The following is a 20,218-nucleotide window of genomic DNA, read 5'->3' as shown; positions in this document are numbered from 1 at the left end:
CTGCTTATGCCTTTAAGCCATAAGCACCACACTATGCGTGATATGGCCCGCCAGCCTTTCCCGGTATGATGTTCGCCCCCGCAGTCTGGATTGCGAATACGCCATGACCTTGCAGTACCCTACAATCGCCGATTGCGTCGGCAACACGCCCCTGGTCCGCTTGCAACGCATGGCGGGTGAAACCAGCAATACCCTGTTGCTCAAGCTCGAAGGCAACAACCCGGCCGGCTCCGTCAAGGACCGCCCGGCGCTGTCGATGATCACCCGCGCCGAACTGCGCGGGCAGATCAAGCCCGGCGACACCCTGATCGAAGCCACCTCGGGTAATACCGGCATCGCCCTGGCCATGGCCGCGGCGATCAAGGGTTACAAGATGGTGTTGATCATGCCCGACAACGGCAGCGCCGAACGCAAGGCGGCAATGACCGCCTATGGCGCCCAGCTGATCCTGGTCACCCAGGAAGAAGGCATGGAAGGCGCCCGCGACCTCGCCGAGCGCATGGCGGCCGAAGGCCGTGGCGTGGTGCTGGACCAGTTCGCCAACGGCGACAACCCCGAAGCGCACTACACCAGCACCGGCCCGGAGATCTGGCGCCAGACCCACGGCACCATCACCCATTTCGTCAGCTCGATGGGCACCACCGGCACCATCATGGGCAACTCGCGCTACCTCAAGGAGCAGAACCCGGCGATCCAGATCGTCGGCCTGCAACCGATGGAAGGCGCGGCTATCCCCGGCATTCGCCGCTGGCCCGAAGAGTATTTGCCGAAGATCTACAACGCGACGCGCGTGGACCGCATCATCGACATGGCCCAACGTGAAGCCGAAGACACCACCCGCCGTCTGGCGCGTGAAGAAGGCATCTTCTGTGGCGTGTCCTCCGGTGGCGCCGTGGCCGGTATGTTGCGTTTGTCCAAAGAAGTTGAAAACGCGGTGATCGTCGCGATCATCTGTGACCGAGGCGACCGTTACCTGTCGACCGGCATCTTCGACGAACCCAACTGATGGCCAAGCACGAGAGAGGCCTGCGCTTCCAACCGACGGGCGGCAGCCGGGCCCCACAGATTCCGGTCGGCAAGAAACAACGCCTGACCATTGAGCGCCTGGCCAACGACGGTCGTGGCATTGTGTTCTTCGAAGGCCGCACCTGGTTTGTGAATGGCGCGCTGGCCGGCGAAGAGGTCGAAGCGCGGGTATTGGGTGCCCACGGCAAAGTGGTCGAGGCACGCACCGAGCGTGTGTTCAAGGCCAGCGAACTGCGCCGCCCGGCACCCTGTGCCCACTTTGGCCGCTGCGGCGGTTGCAGCGTGCAGCACTTGCCCCATGACGAACAACTTGCCCTGAAACAGCGCATGCTCGCCGAGCAACTGTCGCGTGTGGCCGGTGTCGAACCGCAAGAGTGGGCTGCACCTTTGAGTGGTCCGCAGTTCGCTTACCGACGCCGCGCCCGCGTGGCCGTGCGCTGGGATGCCAAAGCGAAAAAACTTGAGGTCGGTTTTCGCGCCGTGGCCAGTCAGGACATCGTCGCCATCGATGATTGCCCCGTGCTGGTACAGGCCTTGCAACCGATCATGCAGCGTTTGCCGAACATGTTGCGCCGCCTGAGCAAACCTCAGGCACTGGGGCACGTGGAGCTGTTCAGCGGCTCGTCGATTGCGGTGTTGCTGCGGCATATGGCGCCGTTGTCCGAGGCGGACCTGCAGGTATTGAAAGAATTTTGCACCTTCCATGAAGCCCAGTTGTGGCTGCATGGCGAGGGCCAGCCGGAGCCGGTCGACGCGGATTTGACCTTGGGTTATCGGTTGGCGTACTGGGATTTGGAACTGGCTTATCGGCCGGGCGATTTTGTGCAGGTCAACGCCGGCGTCAATGCGGCGATGGTTGCCCAAGCCCTGGAATGGCTGGCGCCACAACCAGACGAGCGGGTGCTGGACCTGTTTTGCGGGCTGGGTAATTTTGCCCTGCCGCTGGCCAAGCAGGTGCGCGAAGTGGTCGCGGTAGAAGGCGTGCAGACCATGGTGGACCGGGCGGCGCAGAACGCCGTCAGCAACGATTTGCATAACGTGCAGTTTTTTCAGGCCGATTTGTCCCAGCCTTTGACCGACGCGGAATGGGCCAAACAGGGCTTTTCTGCGGTACTCTTGGACCCACCCCGCGATGGTGCCCTGGAGGTTGTGCGCAAGCTCGCCACCCTGGGCGCGAAGCGCTTGGTGTATGTGTCCTGCAACCCGGCCACGCTGGCGCGGGACACGGTTGAGTTGGTCAAGCAAGGCTACCGGCTAAAACGTGCCGGGATCCTCGACATGTTTCCACAGACAGCTCATGTCGAGGCCATGGCGTTATTTGAAGCGGGCTAGGATGCCCGTTTAATCCGACTGGCCTGTAGTCTCCTGGGCCGTGACCTGTCAGGGAGTTGTACGTAGCCTAAGGTTATGAAGCAGGTCAGCGATGATTTTTGGCGCATCAAAGGTGCGTCGTAGGGAAGGTAAGCAAGATGGTACAGGTGAGAGCACACCAGCCGATCAACACCGACGGCAGTATCAATCTCGAGGCATGGCTGGATCATGCCGTCAGTGTCGACCCGGCACTGGACCGTGAAGCCTTGAAGGCCGCTTGCGAGTTCGCTCGTGAGTCCGAGCAACAGAACAATGCGGCCAAGAACCTGTGGGCGGAAGGCACCTCAAGCTTTCGCACCGGGTTGGAAATCGCCGAGATCCTCGCCGATCTCAAGCTGGACCAGGATTCGCTGATCGCCGCCGTGCTCTATCGCGGCGTACGCGAAGGGCATATTGCGTTGCCGCTGGTCAGCCAGCGCTTCGGCGCCGTGGTCGCCAAGCTGATCGACGGCGTGCTGCGCATGGCCGCCATCAGCGCCAGCCTCAGCCCGCGCCAATCCATGGTGCTGGGCACCCAGGGCCAGGTCGAGAACCTGCGCAAAATGCTCGTGGCCATGGTCGATGACGTGCGCGTCGCGCTGATCAAGCTGGCCGAGCGCACCTGTGCGATCCGTGCGGTCAAGACCGCCGACGACGAAAAGCGCAACCGTGTCGCCCGCGAAGTCTTCGATATCTACGCGCCGCTGGCGCACCGCCTGGGCATCGGCCATATCAAGTGGGAGCTGGAGGACTTGTCCTTCCGTTACCTCGAACCCGATCAATACAAACAGATTGCCACGCTGCTGCACGAGCGGCGGCTCGACCGTGAGCGCTTTATCACCGACGTGATGGGCCAGCTGCGTTCCGAGTTGCAGGCCACCGGCGTCGACGCCGACATCAGCGGCCGGGCCAAACACATCTATTCGATCTGGCGCAAAATGCAGCGCAAGGGCCTGGCGTTCAGCCAGATCTACGACGTGCGCGCCGTGCGCGTGCTGGTGCCGGAAATGCGCGACTGCTACACCGCGCTGGGTATCGTGCACACCTTGTGGCGGCACATTCCCAAGGAGTTCGACGACTACATCGCCAACCCCAAGGAAAACGGCTATCGCTCGCTGCACACCGCGGTGATCGGCCCCGAGGGCAAGGTGCTGGAAGTGCAGATTCGCACCCACGCCATGCACGAAGAGGCCGAGCTTGGGGTGTGCGCGCACTGGCGCTACAAGGGCACCGACGTCAAGGCCGGGTCCAACCAGTACGAAGAGAAAATCTCCTGGCTGCGCCAAGTGCTGGAATGGCACGAAGAACTCGGCGACATCGGCGGCCTGGCCGAACAGCTGCGGGTGGATATCGAGCCGGATCGCGTCTATATCTTCACCCCCGACGGGCACGCCATCGACTTGCCCAAGGGCGCTACGCCGCTGGATTTTGCCTACCGCGTGCACACCGAAATCGGCCACAACTGCCGGGGCGCCAAGATCAACGGGCGCATCGTGCCGCTCAACTACAGCCTGCAGACCGGTGAACAGGTCGAGATCATCACCAGTAAACACGGCACGCCGAGCCGCGACTGGCTGAACCCGAACCTGGGCTACATCACCACGTCGCGGGCACGGGCGAAGATCGTCCACTGGTTCAAATTGCAGGCGCGCGACCAGAACGTTGCCGCCGGTAAAACCCTGCTCGAACGTGAATTGGCGCGCCTGGGCTTGCCACAGGTGGACTTCGACAAGCTGGCCGAAAAGGCCAACATGAAGATCGCCGAAGACATGTTCGCCGCCCTCGGCGCCGGCGATTTGCGCCTGGCGCAGCTGGTCAACCTGGCGCAGCAGTTGGTCGAGCCGGAGCGCGGCAGCGAGCAGCTGGAGCTGATCCCACGCAAAGCCACCGGCTACAAACCGGGCAAGCGTGGCGATATCCAGATCCAGGGTGTGGGCAACCTGATGACGCAAATGGCCGGTTGCTGCCAGCCGTTGCCGGGGGATGCCATCGTCGGTTACATCACTCAAGGCCGTGGCGTGAGCATTCACCGCCAGGATTGCGCCTCGGTGCTGCAACTGGGCGGGCGCGAGCCGGAGCGCATCATCCAGGTCAGTTGGGGCCCGGTGCCGGTGCTCACCTACCCGGTGGACATCATCATCCGCGCCTACGACCGTTCCGGTTTGCTGCGTGACGTGTCGCAAGTGCTGCTCAATGAGCGGATCAACGTGCTGGCGGTCAACACCCGCTCGAACAAAGAGGACAACACCGCGTTGATGTCCCTGACCATCGAGATTCCGGGGTTGGACGCACTGGGGCGGTTGCTGGGGCGCATTTCCCAGTTGCCGAACATCATTGAGACGCGGCGTAATCGCACCCCATGAGTAGCTGGATGAACGCGGACTGAAAATGTGGGAGCGGGCTTGCTCGCGAAAGCGGTGGTTCAGTTAACTATGTACTGACTGATACACCGCATTCGCGAGCAAGCCCGCTCCCACATTTGATCCTCAGTGTTCCCACTTCAGCGGAAGAGACTGATGTATTCACTTGAAGACCTGCTGCACCTGATGAACCGCCTGCGCGATCCCCAATACGGGTGCCCGTGGGACATCAAGCAAACCTACGCCACCATCGTCCCGCACACCCTGGAAGAAGCCTACGAAGTCGCCGACGCCATCGAGCGCGGTGACTTCGATCACCTGCAAGGTGAGCTCGGCGACCTGCTGTTTCAGGTGGTGTATTACAGCCAGCTGGCGCGGGAAGAAGGGCGCTTCGAATTTGCCGGGGTGGTCGACAGCATCACCCGCAAGCTGATTCGTCGCCATCCCCACGTGTTCCCGACCGGCGATCTTTACGCGCCGCTGGATATCCCGCAGTTGAGCGAAGAGCAGGTCAAGGCGCGTTGGGAGCAGATCAAGGCTGAAGAGCGCGCGGAGAAGTCCGAGGCGCCGCAGCAATTATCCCTGCTGGATGATGTGCCCATGGCCTTGCCATCGCTGTCGCGCGCCGCCAAATTGCAAAAGCGCGCCAGCCAGGTCGGCTTCGACTGGCCGGCCGCCTTGCCGGTAGTGGATAACGTGCGCGAAGAGCTGGATGAAGTGCTCGAAGCCATGGCCGATAACGACTCGGTGGCCATCGCCGATGAAGTCGGTGACCTGCTGTTTGCGGCGGTCAACCTGGCCCGTCATCTCAAGGTTGACCCGGAAGCCGCGCTGCGTGGCGCCAATGCCAAGTTCGAACGACGTTTCCGATTTATCGAACAGGCATTGCGCGACACGCACCAATCCATAGAAGATTGCACCCTCGAAACGTTGGACGCCCTGTGGGGCGAAGCCAAACGTCAGGAAAAGAATGTGTCCAGCTGCGGTTGAGCAGTTGCCTAAGTGAGTAAGCACCATGAGCCTTTCCCTTCGCGACCAGTTGCTCAAAGCAGGTCTGGTTAACCAAAAGCAGGCCAAGCAGGTCGGCAAAGAGAAGCAGAAGCAGCAGCGCCTGGTCCATAAAGGCCAGGCCGAAGTTGATGACACCCAGGCGCGTTTGGCTGCCGAGGCGCACGCCGAGAAGGTCAAGCGCGATCAGGAGCTGAACCGCCAGCAGCAGGAAAAAGCCGAGGCCAAGGCCCGTACGGCCCAGGTCAAACAATTGATCGAGACCTCGCGCCTGCCCAAGCTGACGACCGAGGACTACTACAACTTTGTCGACGACAAGAAGGTCAAGCGCCTGTCGGTCAACACCTTGATGCGCAACAAACTGAGCAACGGCTCCCTGGCGATCGTGCATCACGGTGGCAGCTACGAAGTCATCCCGCGTGAAGCGGCGCTGAAGATTCAGAAGCGTGCGCCGGAGCGTATCGTGCAGCTCAACATCCTCACCGAAAGCCAAGTGCCGGATGAAGATGATCCATACGCCGCCTACCAGATCCCGGATGATCTGATGTGGTAAGGCCGTAGAAACAGTAGCGAGGCAAGCTGTCTCGTCGTGCCAAGCAGGCTTGCTGTAGCGAGCAGGCTTGTTGTGGCGAGCAGGCTTGCCCTGCGTTGGGGGGCGAAGCCCCCCCAAAAAACAACAAACCCCGCTCAAAAGGCGGGGTTTGTGTTTTAACCAGTAGCGTCAGCCGATCACCAATCCACTGCGTAACTCAGGCTGAAGGTACGACCTTCGGCATTCGGGTACGGCGCACGGGCGTTGGCCTGGGCGAACATGTTCTGGTAGTTGCGGTTGGTGAGGTTGTACACCGCACCTTCGAGGCGACCTACCGGCAACCTTACCGAACCCAACAGGTCGGCCAGCGTGTAGCCTTTGATGTCGCGGCCGTTGTTGTCTTTGAACGCGGCGTCATAGTCGGCCAGGCGCATGCCTTGCAGGCGCAGGCTGTAGTCGCCACGGTCGTAGCCGACAAAGGCGGTGGTCTTGGCAGGCGAAATACGTGTGGCCGGCAGGTCGATCCATTTGCCGTTCTGCTGGGTCTCGCCTTTGGCGTACGCGTAAGTACCGCCTATCGACCATTGATCGGTGAAGTTGTACGTCAGGCTGGTTTCAATGCCGCGCACACGCTCTTTCTGATTGATCAGGCGCAGTACCCGGTCATTGGCGTCATAGAACTGGGTAACGTCCGAGGTGTTTTCATACGCCGTGACGTTGGCCAGCCACTTGTCCCAATTGCCACGCCAGCCCAGCTCGTAACTGTCGACCTTCAGCGCCTGGGCATTCAGGTTTTGAATGTCGTACTTGCTGTTCACGTCACGCAGGAAGCGCTGGATATCCGGCAGGGAAAAGCCCTGGCTGAAGTTGACGAACACATCCTGATTTTCGCTCAGGTGGTACACGGCACCGAGGTTATAGAGGGTGTCATCGTACTTGAGCGTGCCGCCCGGCAGTGTCGCGCGATTGCCGGTCTGGACGATCTCGCCATACGCGATGCTGTCGGAAACCTCGCTCTCGATCCACTCGCGGCGTACGCCGCCACGCAGGGTCCAGTCACCAATGTCGTAGGACAGTTGACCAAAGATGGCCTTGGTGGCGGTGGCGATGTCCGGGCCCATTTCGAACGTGGTGCCGGTCTTGGTGTAGGTCAGGCCGTTGACGCGGTATTGGTCGCCGCGCTGGCGTGAGGTTTCATGGTCATAGTCGGCACCCCAGACCAGGTTGCCGGTGGCCGGGCCGATGTCCGGCATTTGCGTATCGATCGCCGCGCGCAGGCCGTAGACATCCTGCACGCTGTTGTTGTCGGATATCCCGGCGCGGCCACGCGACAGGTCCGGGAAGAACAACGCGTCGGCACGCCGCCAGTAACTTTCCACCTGCAGGCCCTGGCCGTAGAAATCCTTGTCGGTGTAGTTAAGGTTGACCGCCTGGTTGTGGGTGAAGGGTTGGTCGTCCAGGTCCAGGCCTTTGACTGCGACGGCGGTACCGGCGTTACGTGGGTTCTTGGTGTAACGCGTGTCTTGTTCGTCTTTGTAGTCTTGCAGCGACAGGCTGATCTTCTTGTCGTCATCCAGCTCGTAGCCGAAGCGACCTTGCAGGTCATAGGTGTCGGTGTCCATGTTGCTGCCCTGGGACGTGTCCTGGGGTATGCGTTTTCCGTTGCCGTCGAACTGATCGTTGCGTTGCACGTAGTTGCCCGAAAGGTACCAGTCCACAGGGCCTTGGCGGCCCGTTGCGCTCTGGAAGCCCTCGTAGGAGAACCCTTTGTGGCTGAAATTGTTGCCGGCGGTCATGCCGATTTTACTGCTGAAGGCCAGGTCTTCACCTTTGTTGCGCTTGGTGATGATGTTGATGATGCCGCCTGACGCACCTGCACCGTAGACACTGCTCGCGCCGGAGATAACCTCGATACGCTCGATGCTTTCCGGTGCCACGCTGTTGAGCTGGCGGAAGTTATCGCGCGTGGCGTTCTGGGACACGCCATCGATCAGGATCAACGTGTTGCGCCCGCGAAGCGTCTGGCCGAAGTTGCTCATGCCACCACTGGAGGGCGCAATACCCGGCACCAATTGCCCGAGGATATCCGCAACCCGGCGTCCCGCGCCTGCCTGCTGGCGGATCTGGTCTTCGCTGATGACCTGCACGGAGCCTGGAATCCCCGCAATGCTGGTTTCATTGCGCGTGGCCGAGACCACGGTCGCCTGCAGTTGCAGGTTGTTGGGCGCTGCCTGGGTTTCTTCAGCCTGATCGGCCCAGGCTGGGCCGCTCATGGATCCGAGCAGGGGCAGCAGGACTGCCAGTTGCGATTTGTTCATGACCTTGCCTTTCAGTTATTAGAAGTATTGACAGAAAAACCGGATGTCTCGGGTGTTCGGGTGAACGAACGGATGGCGCGGATACCCACGGCGGCCAAGGCATACGTGAGTGCCACCAGCCAGAAGCTGTGCGCCAGGCCCACCATTGCCATGCCGATACCGCCCATCAAGGCGCCGCACAGCGCGCCGGCTTTTGCGGCGCTGTTGCCCATGCCGAGGGCAAAACCCTGCTGGCTGGGCGCAACGGTATTGGCGATCAACGTGTAGGCGACGGGCAGCAAAGCGCCTTGCCACACGCCCCACAGCAACCGGCTGGCAAGGAAGCCCAGCCATTCGTTGGCCATCGCCGTGAACGCAAGCGTCAAGGCGCAGGCCCACGTGACCCATTCGATGATGCGCAGCGTGTGAGCCGGTTGATGTCGGTCAAACAGCCGGCCCCAAAGCGGCGCGGACAGTGCCAGCGTGAGTGCGCTGGCGGCATAGCTGGCGCCGATCAACCAGGCGGGTGCCTGTAGCACATCGGCGACGTACAAGGCGTAAAACGGCTGGGGCATCATCTTGGCGGCCTGAATCAATACGATGATCCCCAGCATTGCGCCAAGCCAGCCTTTGGGCAGTGCGGCAGGCGCGCAGGTGCGGGTTGGCCGCGAGCGCGGTGCATCGCTGGGCAGGAACACACTGAGCACTGCGCAGCCCAGGCACACGGCGGTGGCGCTGTAGCACAGCAGGGCGAAGCCCGAGACATCCATCAGCCAGCCGCCCAACACCGGCCCCGCCAGTGACCCCACGGCGGTTGCCGATTGCAGCCGAGCCAGAATATGTCCGCGCCCGCCATCACCACAGCAGGCCAGCGCATAGGCTTGGGCCGCCGCGATAAAGCCGGCCAGCGCACCTTGCGCCACTCGGATCACCACCAGCAGCCACGGATCGAAGGTGACAGCGGCCAGCGCCTGGCATACCGCCAACGCCAGCAGCGCGCGAATAATCATCGGCTTGTGACCGGTACGGTCGCCCAGGCGCCCCCACATTGGCGTCAGGATCATCGCTGCCATCATCGGCCCGGCGTACACCAGCGAAGACAGCAGGCCGGTGTACTGGGCGTTGGCCACGCCAAGCAACTTCTGGATCTGCAACGGCCAGAAGGGGCCGCTCATTTCCATGGCCCCCATCGACACCAGTTGAATCACCACCAGCAGCCGCAGCGCGGTGGGGTTAGCTGCCATCGGCGGCGGCACTCAGCGGGTTGGGCAGGCGCCCGACGATATCGGCATGGCTTTCCAGCAGGCGCATGCGCATGAACGACTTGGCGGGCCAGTCCTGCTCCAGCAGCGCTTCGCGCTCGGTTGCCCAACGCTGGGGTTCGACCTGGGTGCGCAAGTCGTCGAAACACTGGCTGACCTGGGCCGACAGTTCATCCCAAAGCAACGCCTGGGGGATGTCGAAGTGGCGGGCACTGAGCAATACCAGTTCGCCCAGGTGGCACATGAATACCGTGTGCAGCAGCTTGTCACGTACAAAGCCCGCGTCGTCGTACAGGGTCATCCTGGGGTCGTGCAGTTCGATGTCCAGGCCGTGGGCGTGCAAGGTTTTGCGGTCGATGCGGATATCACCGAAGTCACGCAATAACAGGCGGCTCAGTTGCCCGTCTGCGGCCATGACCATGAAGGAGTTCTGCTGGTGGGCCTCGAAGGCAACGCCATAGCGCAGGTACATGCCCAACAGTGCCGGAACGGCGATCGCGGCATAGTCGCGAAAGAACGCCAGCATGGCATCGGCGTCGTCCTGGCCTTTGCTCAGGCGCACCCATTGCCTCAGCAGCGGCTGACCGTGCTGGTCGATTGCAAACAGACTGCCGACGGGCACCGCCATTTCGCCCGGTTGGAGCAGGCTCTGGGGATTGTCGCGGTAGAGAACCGCCAAGTGGCGGGCGTGTTCATCGTTGGCCGGTTGAGGCTTGAAGTGCACGCCGATCCGCTCGGGGACGATGCTGAGGATCTGCGCAATGGCAGGCTCGCGCTCAAGGATCGTCAGCAGCAAGTGGCTGATCCGCGGGCCCATGCGCGCCGAGCGCGGCGAAACCGTGCGCTGCACACTGGTCAAGCGCAGTGAGACCGGGAGTTTGACCATCGGCGCGTCGCAACTGCCTTCAGGCAGGACAGTCCTGAACGACATGGTCGGGTGGGCGGTAAATGCGACGATATCGGTCAGCACCAGCAGCTTGTCACCGATTTCGTTGGCGAACAGTTGGGGTAATTCCTGACGGGCCTGCCAAGGGTGCGCTGGCAGCGGCAGGTAGTCACCCGCCTCAAGACCCTGTGCTGCAAGCGTTGCAGTCAATTGCCGGGCGGCCTGTGGAAAGTGCTGTTGCCACCACTGCCAGTAATCCGCGGTATCGGCCAATACTTCGACATGCGCGTATTGGCGATGCAGCGCGCAAAGCAATACCGGGATGCGTGCTTCGAACTCCGGTGAAAAGTCGATCACCTGGTCGGTGGCCAAGCCCAGCTTGGTTTTGTAGTTGGGGTGCCATGGGTGGCCCAGCGTGCCCCATTGTTCAAGGACGGACGTGGCGTTGGTCACGCTTGCATCGTGCTTGAGATGGCTCAGCAGATTGTGCTGGTGGGCCGGGTCCATGGCCGCGTGCAGCTTGAGCGTCCACTGCTCGTGAAAGGCCAGGCAAAGCGTGTCGTTGACGAAGCTGTCATCGATTTCGGTGTTGAGGCGGCTCAGCACCTCAAGGTCGGCCGATGATTCGAGGCTGCTGTTAAGCAAGGTCAGCAGTTGCGATGGGAATTGAATCTTCTGCTCGGGCTGGCCATCACGCACCAGCATGACCTGGCCACGCAGGTCCCAACTGGCCATACGGCCGGGGCGCAAGTGATCGAAGCGCAGGCGGGTGTGGTCAGGCAGCGCCAGCCAGCAGTGGCCGCGTTCGTCATAGGTGCGCGTGTTGGGGTTCAGCAGGCCTTCACGAAACAGTGCCTGGATCAGGCGTTGGAAACTGCGCTCGGCGGCGGGCGCCAGGGTGTTGATCAGTGAATCAAGGGGGATGTGATTGGCCACAAATTGCGGAGTGGCAAGTGCTTCACCCCAGCGCTCAAGCAGTGATTTTTCCGGCGTGCTGTTGTGTCCATGCATCAAGTCGAATTCCTTATCCGTGGTCCTGGGTGGAAGGCGCGCGAATGGTATCGAGAACTATTACCAAATGTCTATTTGTTGTTACGCTTTTTGCATAAACGGTTCTTCGGGCGAGGTGGAAGGCGTGACTACGTACGAATAATGTGATCAATCAGACGCGCAGACATGGCCTGGAAGCGTCTGGAACAGGCTAGTTCAGGGGGCTGGGAATGGCTTGTAGTACGCGGACGGGTGCTTTGTAAGATGTGTCTTCTTTGCTACGAGGGCGCAAATGCAGAGGACAATCGCTGCTGATGAAACGCAAAAAACCCGCTCAATGGGCGGGTTTTTTGTGTAGGCGGCCCGGCTGCGTGGGGCCGGGCGTCTACGCGATATCAGAGTTTCAGGAGCTTTGTGCCTGGCGTTTCATCTCTAGAGATTCGAGCTCGTTTTTATAATTGTGGGCTTCGCTCTCGTCGTGAAACATGCCGACCAGTTGGTCTTGTTGATGGACATCCCAGATGTGAATCCCATGGCCCAGTGCTTCGTGAGACATGTGTGCATCGTCGCGTTCAGTTACTTTTACAGTCATCTGCTTGCTCCAATCTCTGGTTGATCTGCGGCAAGTCGTCGCAGGCCTCTTTTATATGTTTTGTTAGCTTGCTAAGTAAACTGGTTTTGCACGCAACAATTCATTGCGCAAAACGCAACATTGCTGCAGGCCACGTAAACCGCGACATTGCGTCGCAGGGTGCTGAGTTTTATGACAAAAGTTTCATGTTGGAGGAGGGCATTTACCTTGTGTTGACCCTGCTGGCGCCTTCGCGAGCAAGCCCGCTCCCACATTCGACCGCATACTCATGTTGGAACTCGGTCAAGTGTGGGAGCGGGCTTGCTCGCGAAGGCGCCAGGGGCTTCACATCAAAAACAGCAGGCGAAAAAAAGCCCCGCATTCAGCGAGGCTCCTTTTGTGCCCATCAGCCTGTCAGCTACCTTTGACCGCCTTGCCGTCAACGGTGCCGTCCAGCAGCATGATGTTGTATTCCTTGCCGTCGGTTTCTACCTGGCGCAGGGCAACCAGGATGCCGCCCCAGTCCTTGGCAAACCACATCTGGGTGATGCGCTTGCTCTGCGACGGGTCGCGCACGCGCTCAACCTTGATCGCGTCAATGGTGCCGGCTTTGGTCTGGACCTTTTCCGGGCCGATCACGCGGAAATCGTAGGTGTCGACGTCGGTGCCTTCGACTACGCGGTAGCTCATGCTTTTCTTGCCGGCGGCGACGTCGCGCTGCAGGGCAAGCTGGTAAGTCGACTTGTCGAGCATGCCGCTTTCAAGGGTAACGTTGACCGGGTCCTTGTTTTCGAAGCCGGTGACCTTGTTGGTCGCATGGTCGAAATCGAGGTTGATCTTCTTCGCCTTGCCCAGGCCGCCGCGCTCGAAGGTGTAGCTTTTCGGTTGCAGGGCGTCCTTGTCGAAACTGATCACGCTGGTTTCGGTGAGGCTGGCGATCATCATGGAAGCCTTGAAATTCAAGGTCCAGGAGCCATTGTCATTCTTGGTCAGGCTGCGCTCGGCCGAACCACTCATGGGCAACTGTTTCCAGTCGGCGGTGTAGCTGGCGGAGAAAGGGTGAAGGTCTGCTGCTTGCACGGCTGGCAAGGCGAACAGCGCAAAAGCGAAGAGCAAGGCGCGACGCATAAAATCTCCTAGGTTCGAATCAAGTGGCCGCTGGCCGCGAGTAACTGACCGTCCAATAATGCACCCTGTTCACCAAGAATCAATCGCCCCTCGGCAAACCAGCGAACAGCCAGCGGGTAAATCTTGTGTTCCTGGGTATGAACCCGTTGCGCAAGCGTCTGCGCTGAGTCCGCAGACTCTACCGGAACTACTGCCTGTACGACCAGAGGCCCGCCATCGAGTTCCTCGGTGACGAAGTGCACACTGCAGCCGTGCTCTGTGTCGCCGGCCTCGAGGGCGCGTTGGTGCGTATGTAACCCTTTGTATTTTGGCAGCAGGGAAGGGTGGATATTGAGCAGGCGCCCTTGGTAATGCCGAACAAAATCAGCGCTGAGAATGCGCATGAAACCGGCAAGGACCACGAGTTTTGGGTTGAAGGCGTCGATCAGTTCGATCAAGGCGCTATCGAAGGCCTCGCGGCCCTCGAAAGCCTTGTGATCCAGGGAGCGGGTATCGATACCTGCGTCCCTGGCGCGTTGCAGGCCGTAGGCGTCGCTGCGGTTGGAGATCACCGCAGCGATGCGCACCGGGCTGTCGCCGGTACGCGTGCTGTCGATCAGGGCCTGCAAGTTACTGCCGGTGCCGGAGAGCAGCACCACGACATCACAGGTCTGAGGCATCAGTGAGCCTTGAGGTTCTTCAGTTCAACCTGAGCCGCGCCTTCTGGAGCGGTGGCGATCTGGCCGATGACCCAAGGCTGCTCGCCGGCTTCACGCAGTACGTTCAGCGCAGTTTCAACGTGCTCTTGCGCCACGCAGATGACCATGCCCACGCCGCAGTTCAGCACGCGGTGCATTTCGGTCTCGTTGACGTTGCCTTTCTCTTGCAGCCAATCGAACACGGCAGGGCGAGTCCAGCTGGCCACGTCGACAATCGCCTGGGCGCCTTTAGGCAGCACGCGCGGGATGTTGTCCAGCAGGCCGCCGCCAGTGATGTGGGCCATGGCTTTGACGGCGCCGGTGTCTTTGATCAGCTTGAGCAGTGGCTTGACGTAGATGCGCGTCGGGGCCATCAGCAGGTCGGTCAGCGGCTTGCCGTCGAGCTGGGTGTTCTCGATGTCGGCGCCGGACACTTCGATGATCTTGCGGATCAGCGAGTAACCGTTGGAGTGCGGGCCGGACGATGGCAGGGCGAGCAGGGCGTCACCGGCAGCGACTTTGGAGCCGTCGATGATTTCGGATTTTTCGACAACACCGACGCAGAAGCCGGCCAGGTCGTAGTCTTCGCCTTCGTACATGCCTGGCATTTCAGCGGTTTCGCCGCCGACCAGGGAGCAACCCGACAGTTCGCAGCCGGCGCCAATGCCGGTCACGACTTGGGTCGCGGTCTCGACGTTGAGCTTGCCGGTGGCGTAGTAGTCGAGGAAGAACAGCGGCTCGGCACCGCACACCACCAGGTCATTGACGCACATGGCAACCAGGTCGATGCCGATGCTGTCGTGCTTGTTCAGGTTCAAGGCCAGGCGCAGCTTGGTGCCCACGCCGTCGGTGCCGGAAACCAGCACAGGCTGTTTGTAGCCGGCCGGGATTTCGCAGAGGGCGCCAAAACCGCCCAGGCCGCCCATGACTTCGGGGCGCGCAGTGCGCTTGGCGACGCTCTTGATGCGTTCGACCAATGCTTCACCGGCGTCGATGTCTACACCGGCGTCCTTGTAGCTCAGGGAGGGTTGCTTGCTCATGATCCAGGCCTTTAGGGGGGATTTCTGGGTAACGACCGAGCGGCAGGCGCTTTGGATAAAAGGCCCAGCCGTTGACGGTCTGCGAAGGCGCGCGATTTTATCAGGCTTGAGAGGCAGCGGCCATCCTCGGGCCGACGGGCAGGGCTATATAGGTTAAAAAAGCCGGTTAAAAAAATGCTAATCGGCTCTGCCTTGGTGCGTATTAAGGTATAGCCTTTAACCCGCTATCGTTATGACAGTACAAAAACTTGCCGAGACCCGTGAATGTTTTACTGGCTGCTGTGGTCACAGCCATGCCAAGCCGAGTTCACGCGGTCTGTTCCAGCCGCTAAATTTGTCGTTCGGGAATCTTTCATGCGTCTGTGTAAATTCTTCTTTGTAGGCTGCTTGTCGTTGGTCAGCCTGGCGAGTCATGCCGAAACCCTCAATGGCCTCTATCAAGTGCTTGAACCGGTCAGCAGCCAGTCGCCCCAGGAGCGCGACCAGGCCACCCAGCGCGCGGTGCAAACCCTGGTGATTCGCCTTACCGACGACGCCAAGGCCGCCGACGGCCCGGGCCTGGCGGCGATTCGCAAAGACCCGCAGCAAATCATCAGCCAGTACGGCTACGACGCCGGCCCGCCGGAAAGCCTGCAAGTGGACTTCGACCCGGTCAGCACCGATCGCGCCCTGCGTGACGCGGGCCTGTCGATCTGGGGCAGCAATCGGCCGTCGATTCTCGGCTGGTGGCTGAACGACTCCACCGAAGGCAGCAGCCTGGTCGGTGATGGTCAGGCGATTGCCGGTGCCCTGCGCCGCGCGGCGCAACACCGTGGCTTGCCATTGCGCTTGCCGCTGGGCGACCTGGATGAGCAAGTTGTCGCCACTGCACCGAATCTCGAAAGTGCCGACGCCACGCCACTGCGCGCGGCCTCCGAGCGCTACGGCGCCGACGCGTTGCTCGCCGTACACGCGCGCCAGGAAGGGAATCAATGGCAGGCAAAATGGCGCCTGTGGTTGGGCGACAAAAGTGAGCAGGGCACTGCCCAAGGTGCCGACACCGCCGCCGTGGCCGATGCCGTGTTGCTGGCCGTCAGCCAAAAGCTGGCGCCACGCTTCGCCGTCAAGCCGGGCGTGAGCAGCGAGCAATTGCTTGAAGTGCAGGGCATGACCCTGGAGCGCTATGCCGCGCTGGGTCATTTGCTCGAACCGTTTGGTGGCCAGCCGCAGCTTGTGGATGGCAACCGCATTGTGTATCGCGTCAACGGCAGTGCCGATCAGTTGCGTACCCAGTTGAGCCTGGCCAAGTTGCAGGAAGTGCCGGCAGGTGAAGCACCTGTCCAGCAGCCAGTGGTGGACGGTACGCAGCCGGCCGCTGCACCTGAGCCGCAGGCGCAACTGCGTTTTCGTTGGTAAAAGTTCTTCCTATATAGATAGAAGCAAATAATGGAGAGGTTTATGGCGGATACGCGTCGTTGGGTGTGGCTTGGCGGGATTGTCCTGCTGTGCGTTTTTGTGTTCTTGCTGCATTCGATCCTCACGCCGTTCCTGGTTGCGTTACTGCTGGCCTATCTGTTCGATCCCGTGGTGGATCGCCTGGAGAAAGCTGGCCTGTCGCGCACCCTGGGCGTGGTGGCGGTGTTTGCGCTGTTCACGTTGATCATCACCGCGCTGGTGCTGGTGTTGGTGCCGATGCTCGCCAAGCAGTTGGTTCGCTTGTATGAGCTGGCGCCGCAGATGCTTGACTGGTTGCAGCACACGGCAATGCCGTGGGCCCAGGCCAAGTTGGGGCTGGCGGACGGTTTCTGGAAGTTCGACAAGGTCAAGGCGGCCATCAGTGAGCATATGGGGCAAACCACCGATATCGTCGGTGTTGTGCTCAGCCAGGCCACGGCCTCCAGCCTGGCGCTGATCGGCTGGTTGACCAATCTGGTGCTGATCCCGGTGGTGGCGTTCTACCTGCTGCGTGACTGGGACATCATGATGGCCAAGATCCGTAGCCTGCTGCCGCGTAACAGTGAGGAGCGCATCGTCTCCCTGGCGGAAGAGTGCCATGAGGTGCTCGGCGCGTTTGTTCGCGGTCAGCTGCTGGTGATGTTGGCGCTGGGGATCATCTACGCGGCCGGCCTGATGGCTATCGGCCTGGAACTGGGCCTGTTGATCGGTTTGATCGCCGGTCTGGCCGCAATCGTGCCGTACATGGGCTTCGTGATCGGGATTGGTGCCGCACTGGTCGCCGGGCTGTTCCAGTTCGGTGGCGATCTGTACCCGATGCTGGGAATTGTTGCGGTGTTTATGGTTGGCCAGGCCCTGGAAGGCATGGTGCTGACGCCGTTGCTGGTGGGAGACCGGATTGGTCTGCACCCGGTCGCGGTAATCTTTGCGATCCTGGCAGGCGGCGAGCTGTTTGGTTTTACGGGCATCCTGCTGGCCCTGCCGGTAGCGGCGGTGATCATGGTGCTGGTGCGCCATGTGCACGATCTGTACAAGGATTCGGATGTGTATACCGGGGTTGAAGACCCCGACTTGTAACCGCTCCGTCACAAACCCGGCCCTGGCCGGGTTTGTTGTTTCTGGGGGAGTGGTGTCAAACAATTTGCGTAAATCGACCCGAGTTAACGCAAACCTTTGATTTTGCTTGTGGTCTGCTGCATTGTGCGCCCGGCGTCACGGGTATAAACTTTGCAAACTTTACACAGAGGCCACTAACGGTTCGTTTGGAGCCGTTCAGTCAGCATGAAACCGATTCAGCTGCCCTTGGGTGTGCGTCTGCGTGACGACGCCACCTTTATCAATTACTACCCAGGCGCCAATGCCGCTGCACTCGGCTATGTCGAGCGGCTCTGCGAAGCCGACGCCGGGTGGACTGAAAGCCTGATCTATCTGTGGGGCAAGCACGGCGTGGGGCGCACCCACCTGTTGCAGGCCGCGTGCCTGCGCTTCGAACAGATGGGTGAACCGGCGGTTTACCTGCCGCTGGCTGAATTGATGGACCGTGGCATCGGCATCTTCGACCACCTTGAGCAATACGAGCTGGTCTGCCTGGACGATCTGCAGGCAATTGCCGGCAAGGCTGATTGGGAAGAGGCGCTGTTTCACCTGTTCAACCGTCTGCGCGACAGCGGCCGGCGCTTGCTGATAGCCGCATCGACCTCGCCGCGTGAGTTGCCGGTGAAGCTGGCCGACCTCAAGTCGCGCCTGACCCTGGCGCTGATCTTCCAGATGCGCCCATTGTCCGATGAAGACAAACTGCGCGCCCTGCAACTGCGTGCATCCCGTCGCGGCCTGCACCTCACCGATGAAGTCGGGCACTTTATTCTCACCCGTGGCACCCGCAGCATGAGCGCGTTGTTCGATTTGCTCGAACAGCTCGATCAGGCCTCGTTGCAGGCTCAGCGCAAGCTGACCATCCCGTTTCTCAAGGAAACCCTCGGCTGGTAGCCAGGCCTTGTATTGCGTGGCTTTCGGCAAATTTCAGGCGCCAGAAAACCTGCGTTTGGGCCGGTTTGGCCACGCAACGGGCAGGTATTGGGTGTTAAGGGCTTAGATGTCATCGTTCAAACAAGAAGTCACATAGATCACGATTGAATTTGCAAATCGATGTGATAGTGGGCATAGTCTCGACTTCTTTACATATCAGCCACGGTCGTGCCCATGCTAAATCGCTTCGCACCCCTCGTGCCTCTCGCACTCGTTACCCTGTTGTTTGGTTGCGCCACCCACACTCAAAACGTGGCTGAGCAGCAAAAACCAGCACAACAGTCCCAGGCAAAATTCGTTGCATCACAGTCTTCCACTGTTTATGAGGAAGAGGTGGCAACCGAGACGGAACTGGCCGACTTCGCCGGCAGCAAGCCTTACCAGCTTCCAGTTCTGGCCGACAGCATCCTCGAACGCGGCATGTCCCTGATCGGTACTCGTTACCGTTTTGGCGGCACCTCTGAAGCCGGTTTCGACTGCAGCGGCTTCATCGGCTACCTGTTTCGCGAAGAAGCCGGCATGAATTTGCCTCGCTCGACCCGCGAAATGATCAACGTGGATGCACCGTTGGTCGCACGCAACAACCTCAAGCCCGGTGATCTGCTTTTCTTTAGTACGGCTGGCCGTGGTCGCGTAAGCCACGCCGGTATCTACTTGGGCGATAACCAGTTTATCCACTCCAGCAGCCGCCGCAGTGGTGGTGTTCGAGTCGACAACCTGGGCGACAGCTACTGGAGCAAAACCTTCATCGAAGCCAAGCGCGCACTCGCCATGGCCCCGACTACGGTTACCGCCAGCAAGTAAAGTTAAAGTGATACTTGAAGTTTGACGTGTAAGCGCTAGAATCCCTGGACATTGTTGTAATCCGTTCGCGCGAGCTTTGCTTGCGCGTTCTGGTTTTCAGCGTTCGGCAGCGAAAGCCGCATCCAGACCAGGATTGTTCTGCCCATGTCGACGTCAGCCCGCCTCATTCTGCTTGTTTGCGCCGCGCTCCTCAGTGCCTGCGCAAGCCGTCCACCGCCGCCTGCGCCCGTCGCCGTCAAGCCTAAGCCGGTGTTCAATTATTCCACCCAAAGTTTCTCGCCTGCGGCCGAAGACGTGCTATTCCGTGCGCTGGGCCTGGTCGGCACGCCTTATCGGTGGGGCGGCAACACGCCGGACTCGGGCTTTGACTGCAGTGGTTTGATTGGTTTTGTCTACCGTGACGCGGCGGGCATCTCTTTGCCGCGCACCACCCGTGAACTGATCGTGATGCGTGCCCAGGACGTCAGCGAAGCGAACCTGCAGACGGGTGACTTGCTGTTCTTCGCCACCGGCGGCGGTTCTCAGGTCAGCCACGCAGGGATCTACGTCGGTGAAGGCCGCTTTGTGCATGCGCCGCAAACCGGCGGCACCGTGAAGCTGGATACGCTGTCCAAGGCCTATTGGCAGAATGCCTACTTGAGCGCCAAGCGCGTGCTGCCAGCGAATCTGGCGCGCAACCCTTAAGGCTCAGCAGAATAAAAATGTGGGAGCTTGGCCTTTGTGGGAGCCGGGCTTGCCCGCGATGCAGGCACCTCGGTCTTCAAATTGGACCGAGGTGATGCAATCGCAGGCAAGCCAGCTCCCACAACAGCCAGCTCCCACATTGGT

At 60.6% G+C, this 20,218-nt stretch carries 17 protein-coding genes; 10 read left to right on the top strand and 7 right to left on the bottom strand.

The window, feature by feature from the left end; translation table 11 throughout:
• Positions 1–103 precede the first annotated feature (103 nt).
• From cysM to PspR76_RS22110, 5 genes are all read left to right on the top strand, one after another.
• Complete coding sequence (gene cysM, locus PspR76_RS22130; protein WP_159958736.1) at positions 104–1,006, top strand: cysteine synthase CysM; 903 nt, start codon at positions 104–106, stop codon at positions 1,004–1,006.
• Positions 1,006–2,358 (top strand): 23S rRNA (uracil(1939)-C(5))-methyltransferase RlmD, encoded by a 1,353-nt coding sequence (gene rlmD, locus PspR76_RS22125; protein WP_159958734.1) that lies wholly within the window; start codon positions 1,006–1,008, stop codon positions 2,356–2,358. The genes cysM and rlmD overlap by 1 nt, the downstream gene beginning before the upstream one ends.
• Positions 2,359–2,495: 137 nt before the next feature.
• Positions 2,496–4,739, top strand: a complete 2,244-nt coding sequence (gene relA / locus PspR76_RS22120) for a GTP diphosphokinase (protein ID WP_159958732.1) — start codon at positions 2,496–2,498, stop codon at positions 4,737–4,739.
• A 153-nt stretch (positions 4,740–4,892) separates the two neighbouring features.
• On the top strand, positions 4,893–5,726 hold the full coding sequence (gene mazG / locus PspR76_RS22115; RefSeq protein ID WP_159958730.1) for a nucleoside triphosphate pyrophosphohydrolase: 834 nt from the start codon (positions 4,893–4,895) through the stop codon (positions 5,724–5,726).
• 25 nt (positions 5,727–5,751) lie between these two features.
• Positions 5,752–6,297, top strand: coding sequence for a DUF2058 domain-containing protein (locus PspR76_RS22110; RefSeq protein WP_159958728.1), 546 nt, complete (start codon positions 5,752–5,754; stop codon positions 6,295–6,297).
• Between the two features lie 176 nt (positions 6,298–6,473).
• Here PspR76_RS22110 and PspR76_RS22105 read toward each other — a convergent pair whose 3' ends face one another.
• The 7 genes from PspR76_RS22105 to purM form a co-directional block, all read right to left on the bottom strand.
• Positions 6,474–8,594: a TonB-dependent receptor gene (locus tag PspR76_RS22105; RefSeq protein WP_159958726.1), complete on the bottom strand. Its 2,121-nt coding sequence runs from the start codon at positions 8,592–8,594 to the stop codon at positions 6,474–6,476.
• Positions 8,595–8,605: 11 nt separating this feature from the next.
• Positions 8,606–9,817, bottom strand: a complete 1,212-nt coding sequence (locus PspR76_RS22100; RefSeq protein ID WP_159958724.1) for an MFS transporter — start codon at positions 9,815–9,817, stop codon at positions 8,606–8,608.
• The gene (locus PspR76_RS22095) at positions 9,807–11,732 is read right to left on the bottom strand and encodes an IucA/IucC family protein (RefSeq protein ID WP_159958722.1); all 1,926 of its coding nucleotides are present in this window, start codon (positions 11,730–11,732) and stop codon (positions 9,807–9,809) included. The genes PspR76_RS22100 and PspR76_RS22095 overlap by 11 nt, the downstream gene beginning before the upstream one ends.
• A gap of 382 nt (positions 11,733–12,114) precedes the next feature.
• The gene (locus PspR76_RS22090) at positions 12,115–12,303 is read right to left on the bottom strand and encodes a hypothetical protein (protein ID WP_159958720.1); all 189 of its coding nucleotides are present in this window, start codon (positions 12,301–12,303) and stop codon (positions 12,115–12,117) included.
• Between the two features lie 393 nt (positions 12,304–12,696).
• Positions 12,697–13,410 (bottom strand): DUF3108 domain-containing protein, encoded by a 714-nt coding sequence (locus PspR76_RS22085; protein WP_159958718.1) that lies wholly within the window; start codon positions 13,408–13,410, stop codon positions 12,697–12,699.
• A gap of 8 nt (positions 13,411–13,418) precedes the next feature.
• Positions 13,419–14,069, bottom strand: coding sequence for a phosphoribosylglycinamide formyltransferase (gene purN / locus PspR76_RS22080; protein ID WP_159958716.1), 651 nt, complete (start codon positions 14,067–14,069; stop codon positions 13,419–13,421).
• Positions 14,069–15,127, bottom strand: a complete 1,059-nt coding sequence (gene purM / locus PspR76_RS22075; RefSeq protein WP_159958714.1) for a phosphoribosylformylglycinamidine cyclo-ligase — start codon at positions 15,125–15,127, stop codon at positions 14,069–14,071. The genes purN and purM overlap by 1 nt, the downstream gene beginning before the upstream one ends.
• A gap of 354 nt (positions 15,128–15,481) precedes the next feature.
• Here purM and PspR76_RS22070 point away from each other — a divergent pair, with 354 nt between their 5' ends.
• The 5 genes from PspR76_RS22070 to PspR76_RS22050 all read left to right on the top strand — a co-directional run bounded on the left by PspR76_RS22070 (position 15,482) and on the right by PspR76_RS22050 (position 20,074).
• Positions 15,482–16,522, top strand: coding sequence for a DUF2066 domain-containing protein (locus PspR76_RS22070; RefSeq protein ID WP_159958712.1), 1,041 nt, complete (start codon positions 15,482–15,484; stop codon positions 16,520–16,522).
• Between the two features lie 42 nt (positions 16,523–16,564).
• Positions 16,565–17,638 (top strand): AI-2E family transporter, encoded by a 1,074-nt coding sequence (locus PspR76_RS22065; protein ID WP_159958710.1) that lies wholly within the window; start codon positions 16,565–16,567, stop codon positions 17,636–17,638.
• A 204-nt stretch (positions 17,639–17,842) separates the two neighbouring features.
• Positions 17,843–18,547 carry a DnaA regulatory inactivator Hda gene (gene hda / locus PspR76_RS22060; protein WP_017134884.1) on the top strand — a complete coding sequence of 235 codons (705 nt, stop codon included), beginning with the start codon at positions 17,843–17,845 and terminating at the stop codon, positions 18,545–18,547.
• Positions 18,548–18,760: 213 nt separating this feature from the next.
• On the top strand, positions 18,761–19,390 hold the full coding sequence (locus tag PspR76_RS22055; RefSeq protein ID WP_159958708.1) for a C40 family peptidase: 630 nt from the start codon (positions 18,761–18,763) through the stop codon (positions 19,388–19,390).
• 144 nt (positions 19,391–19,534) lie between these two features.
• Positions 19,535–20,074: a C40 family peptidase gene (locus tag PspR76_RS22050; protein WP_159958706.1), complete on the top strand. Its 540-nt coding sequence runs from the start codon at positions 19,535–19,537 to the stop codon at positions 20,072–20,074.
• Positions 20,075–20,218 lie beyond the last annotated feature (144 nt).

The organism is Pseudomonas sp. R76, from assembly GCF_009834565.1.
GTDB lineage: Bacteria > Pseudomonadota > Gammaproteobacteria > Pseudomonadales > Pseudomonadaceae > Aquipseudomonas.
This window is presented reverse-complemented; position numbering and strand designations above follow the sequence as displayed.

Coding starts and splice junctions, on each gene's coding strand:
- cysM (WP_159958736.1), top strand. CDS start 104: ATGACCTTGCAGTACCCTACAATCGCCGATTGCGTCGGCAACACGCCC.
- rlmD (WP_159958734.1), top strand. CDS start 1,006: ATGGCCAAGCACGAGAGAGGCCTGCGCTTCCAACCGACGGGCGGCAGC.
- relA (WP_159958732.1), top strand. CDS start 2,496: ATGGTACAGGTGAGAGCACACCAGCCGATCAACACCGACGGCAGTATC.
- mazG (WP_159958730.1), top strand. CDS start 4,893: ATGTATTCACTTGAAGACCTGCTGCACCTGATGAACCGCCTGCGCGAT.
- PspR76_RS22110 (WP_159958728.1), top strand. CDS start 5,752: ATGAGCCTTTCCCTTCGCGACCAGTTGCTCAAAGCAGGTCTGGTTAAC.
- PspR76_RS22105 (WP_159958726.1), bottom strand. CDS start 8,594: ATGAACAAATCGCAACTGGCAGTCCTGCTGCCCCTGCTCGGATCCATG.
- PspR76_RS22100 (WP_159958724.1), bottom strand. CDS start 9,817: ATGGCAGCTAACCCCACCGCGCTGCGGCTGCTGGTGGTGATTCAACTG.
- PspR76_RS22095 (WP_159958722.1), bottom strand. CDS start 11,732: ATGCATGGACACAACAGCACGCCGGAAAAATCACTGCTTGAGCGCTGG.
- PspR76_RS22090 (WP_159958720.1), bottom strand. CDS start 12,303: ATGACTGTAAAAGTAACTGAACGCGACGATGCACACATGTCTCACGAA.
- PspR76_RS22085 (WP_159958718.1), bottom strand. CDS start 13,410: ATGCGTCGCGCCTTGCTCTTCGCTTTTGCGCTGTTCGCCTTGCCAGCC.
- purN (WP_159958716.1), bottom strand. CDS start 14,069: ATGCCTCAGACCTGTGATGTCGTGGTGCTGCTCTCCGGCACCGGCAGT.
- purM (WP_159958714.1), bottom strand. CDS start 15,127: ATGAGCAAGCAACCCTCCCTGAGCTACAAGGACGCCGGTGTAGACATC.
- PspR76_RS22070 (WP_159958712.1), top strand. CDS start 15,482: ATGCGTCTGTGTAAATTCTTCTTTGTAGGCTGCTTGTCGTTGGTCAGC.
- PspR76_RS22065 (WP_159958710.1), top strand. CDS start 16,565: ATGGCGGATACGCGTCGTTGGGTGTGGCTTGGCGGGATTGTCCTGCTG.
- hda (WP_017134884.1), top strand. CDS start 17,843: ATGAAACCGATTCAGCTGCCCTTGGGTGTGCGTCTGCGTGACGACGCC.
- PspR76_RS22055 (WP_159958708.1), top strand. CDS start 18,761: ATGCTAAATCGCTTCGCACCCCTCGTGCCTCTCGCACTCGTTACCCTG.
- PspR76_RS22050 (WP_159958706.1), top strand. CDS start 19,535: ATGTCGACGTCAGCCCGCCTCATTCTGCTTGTTTGCGCCGCGCTCCTC.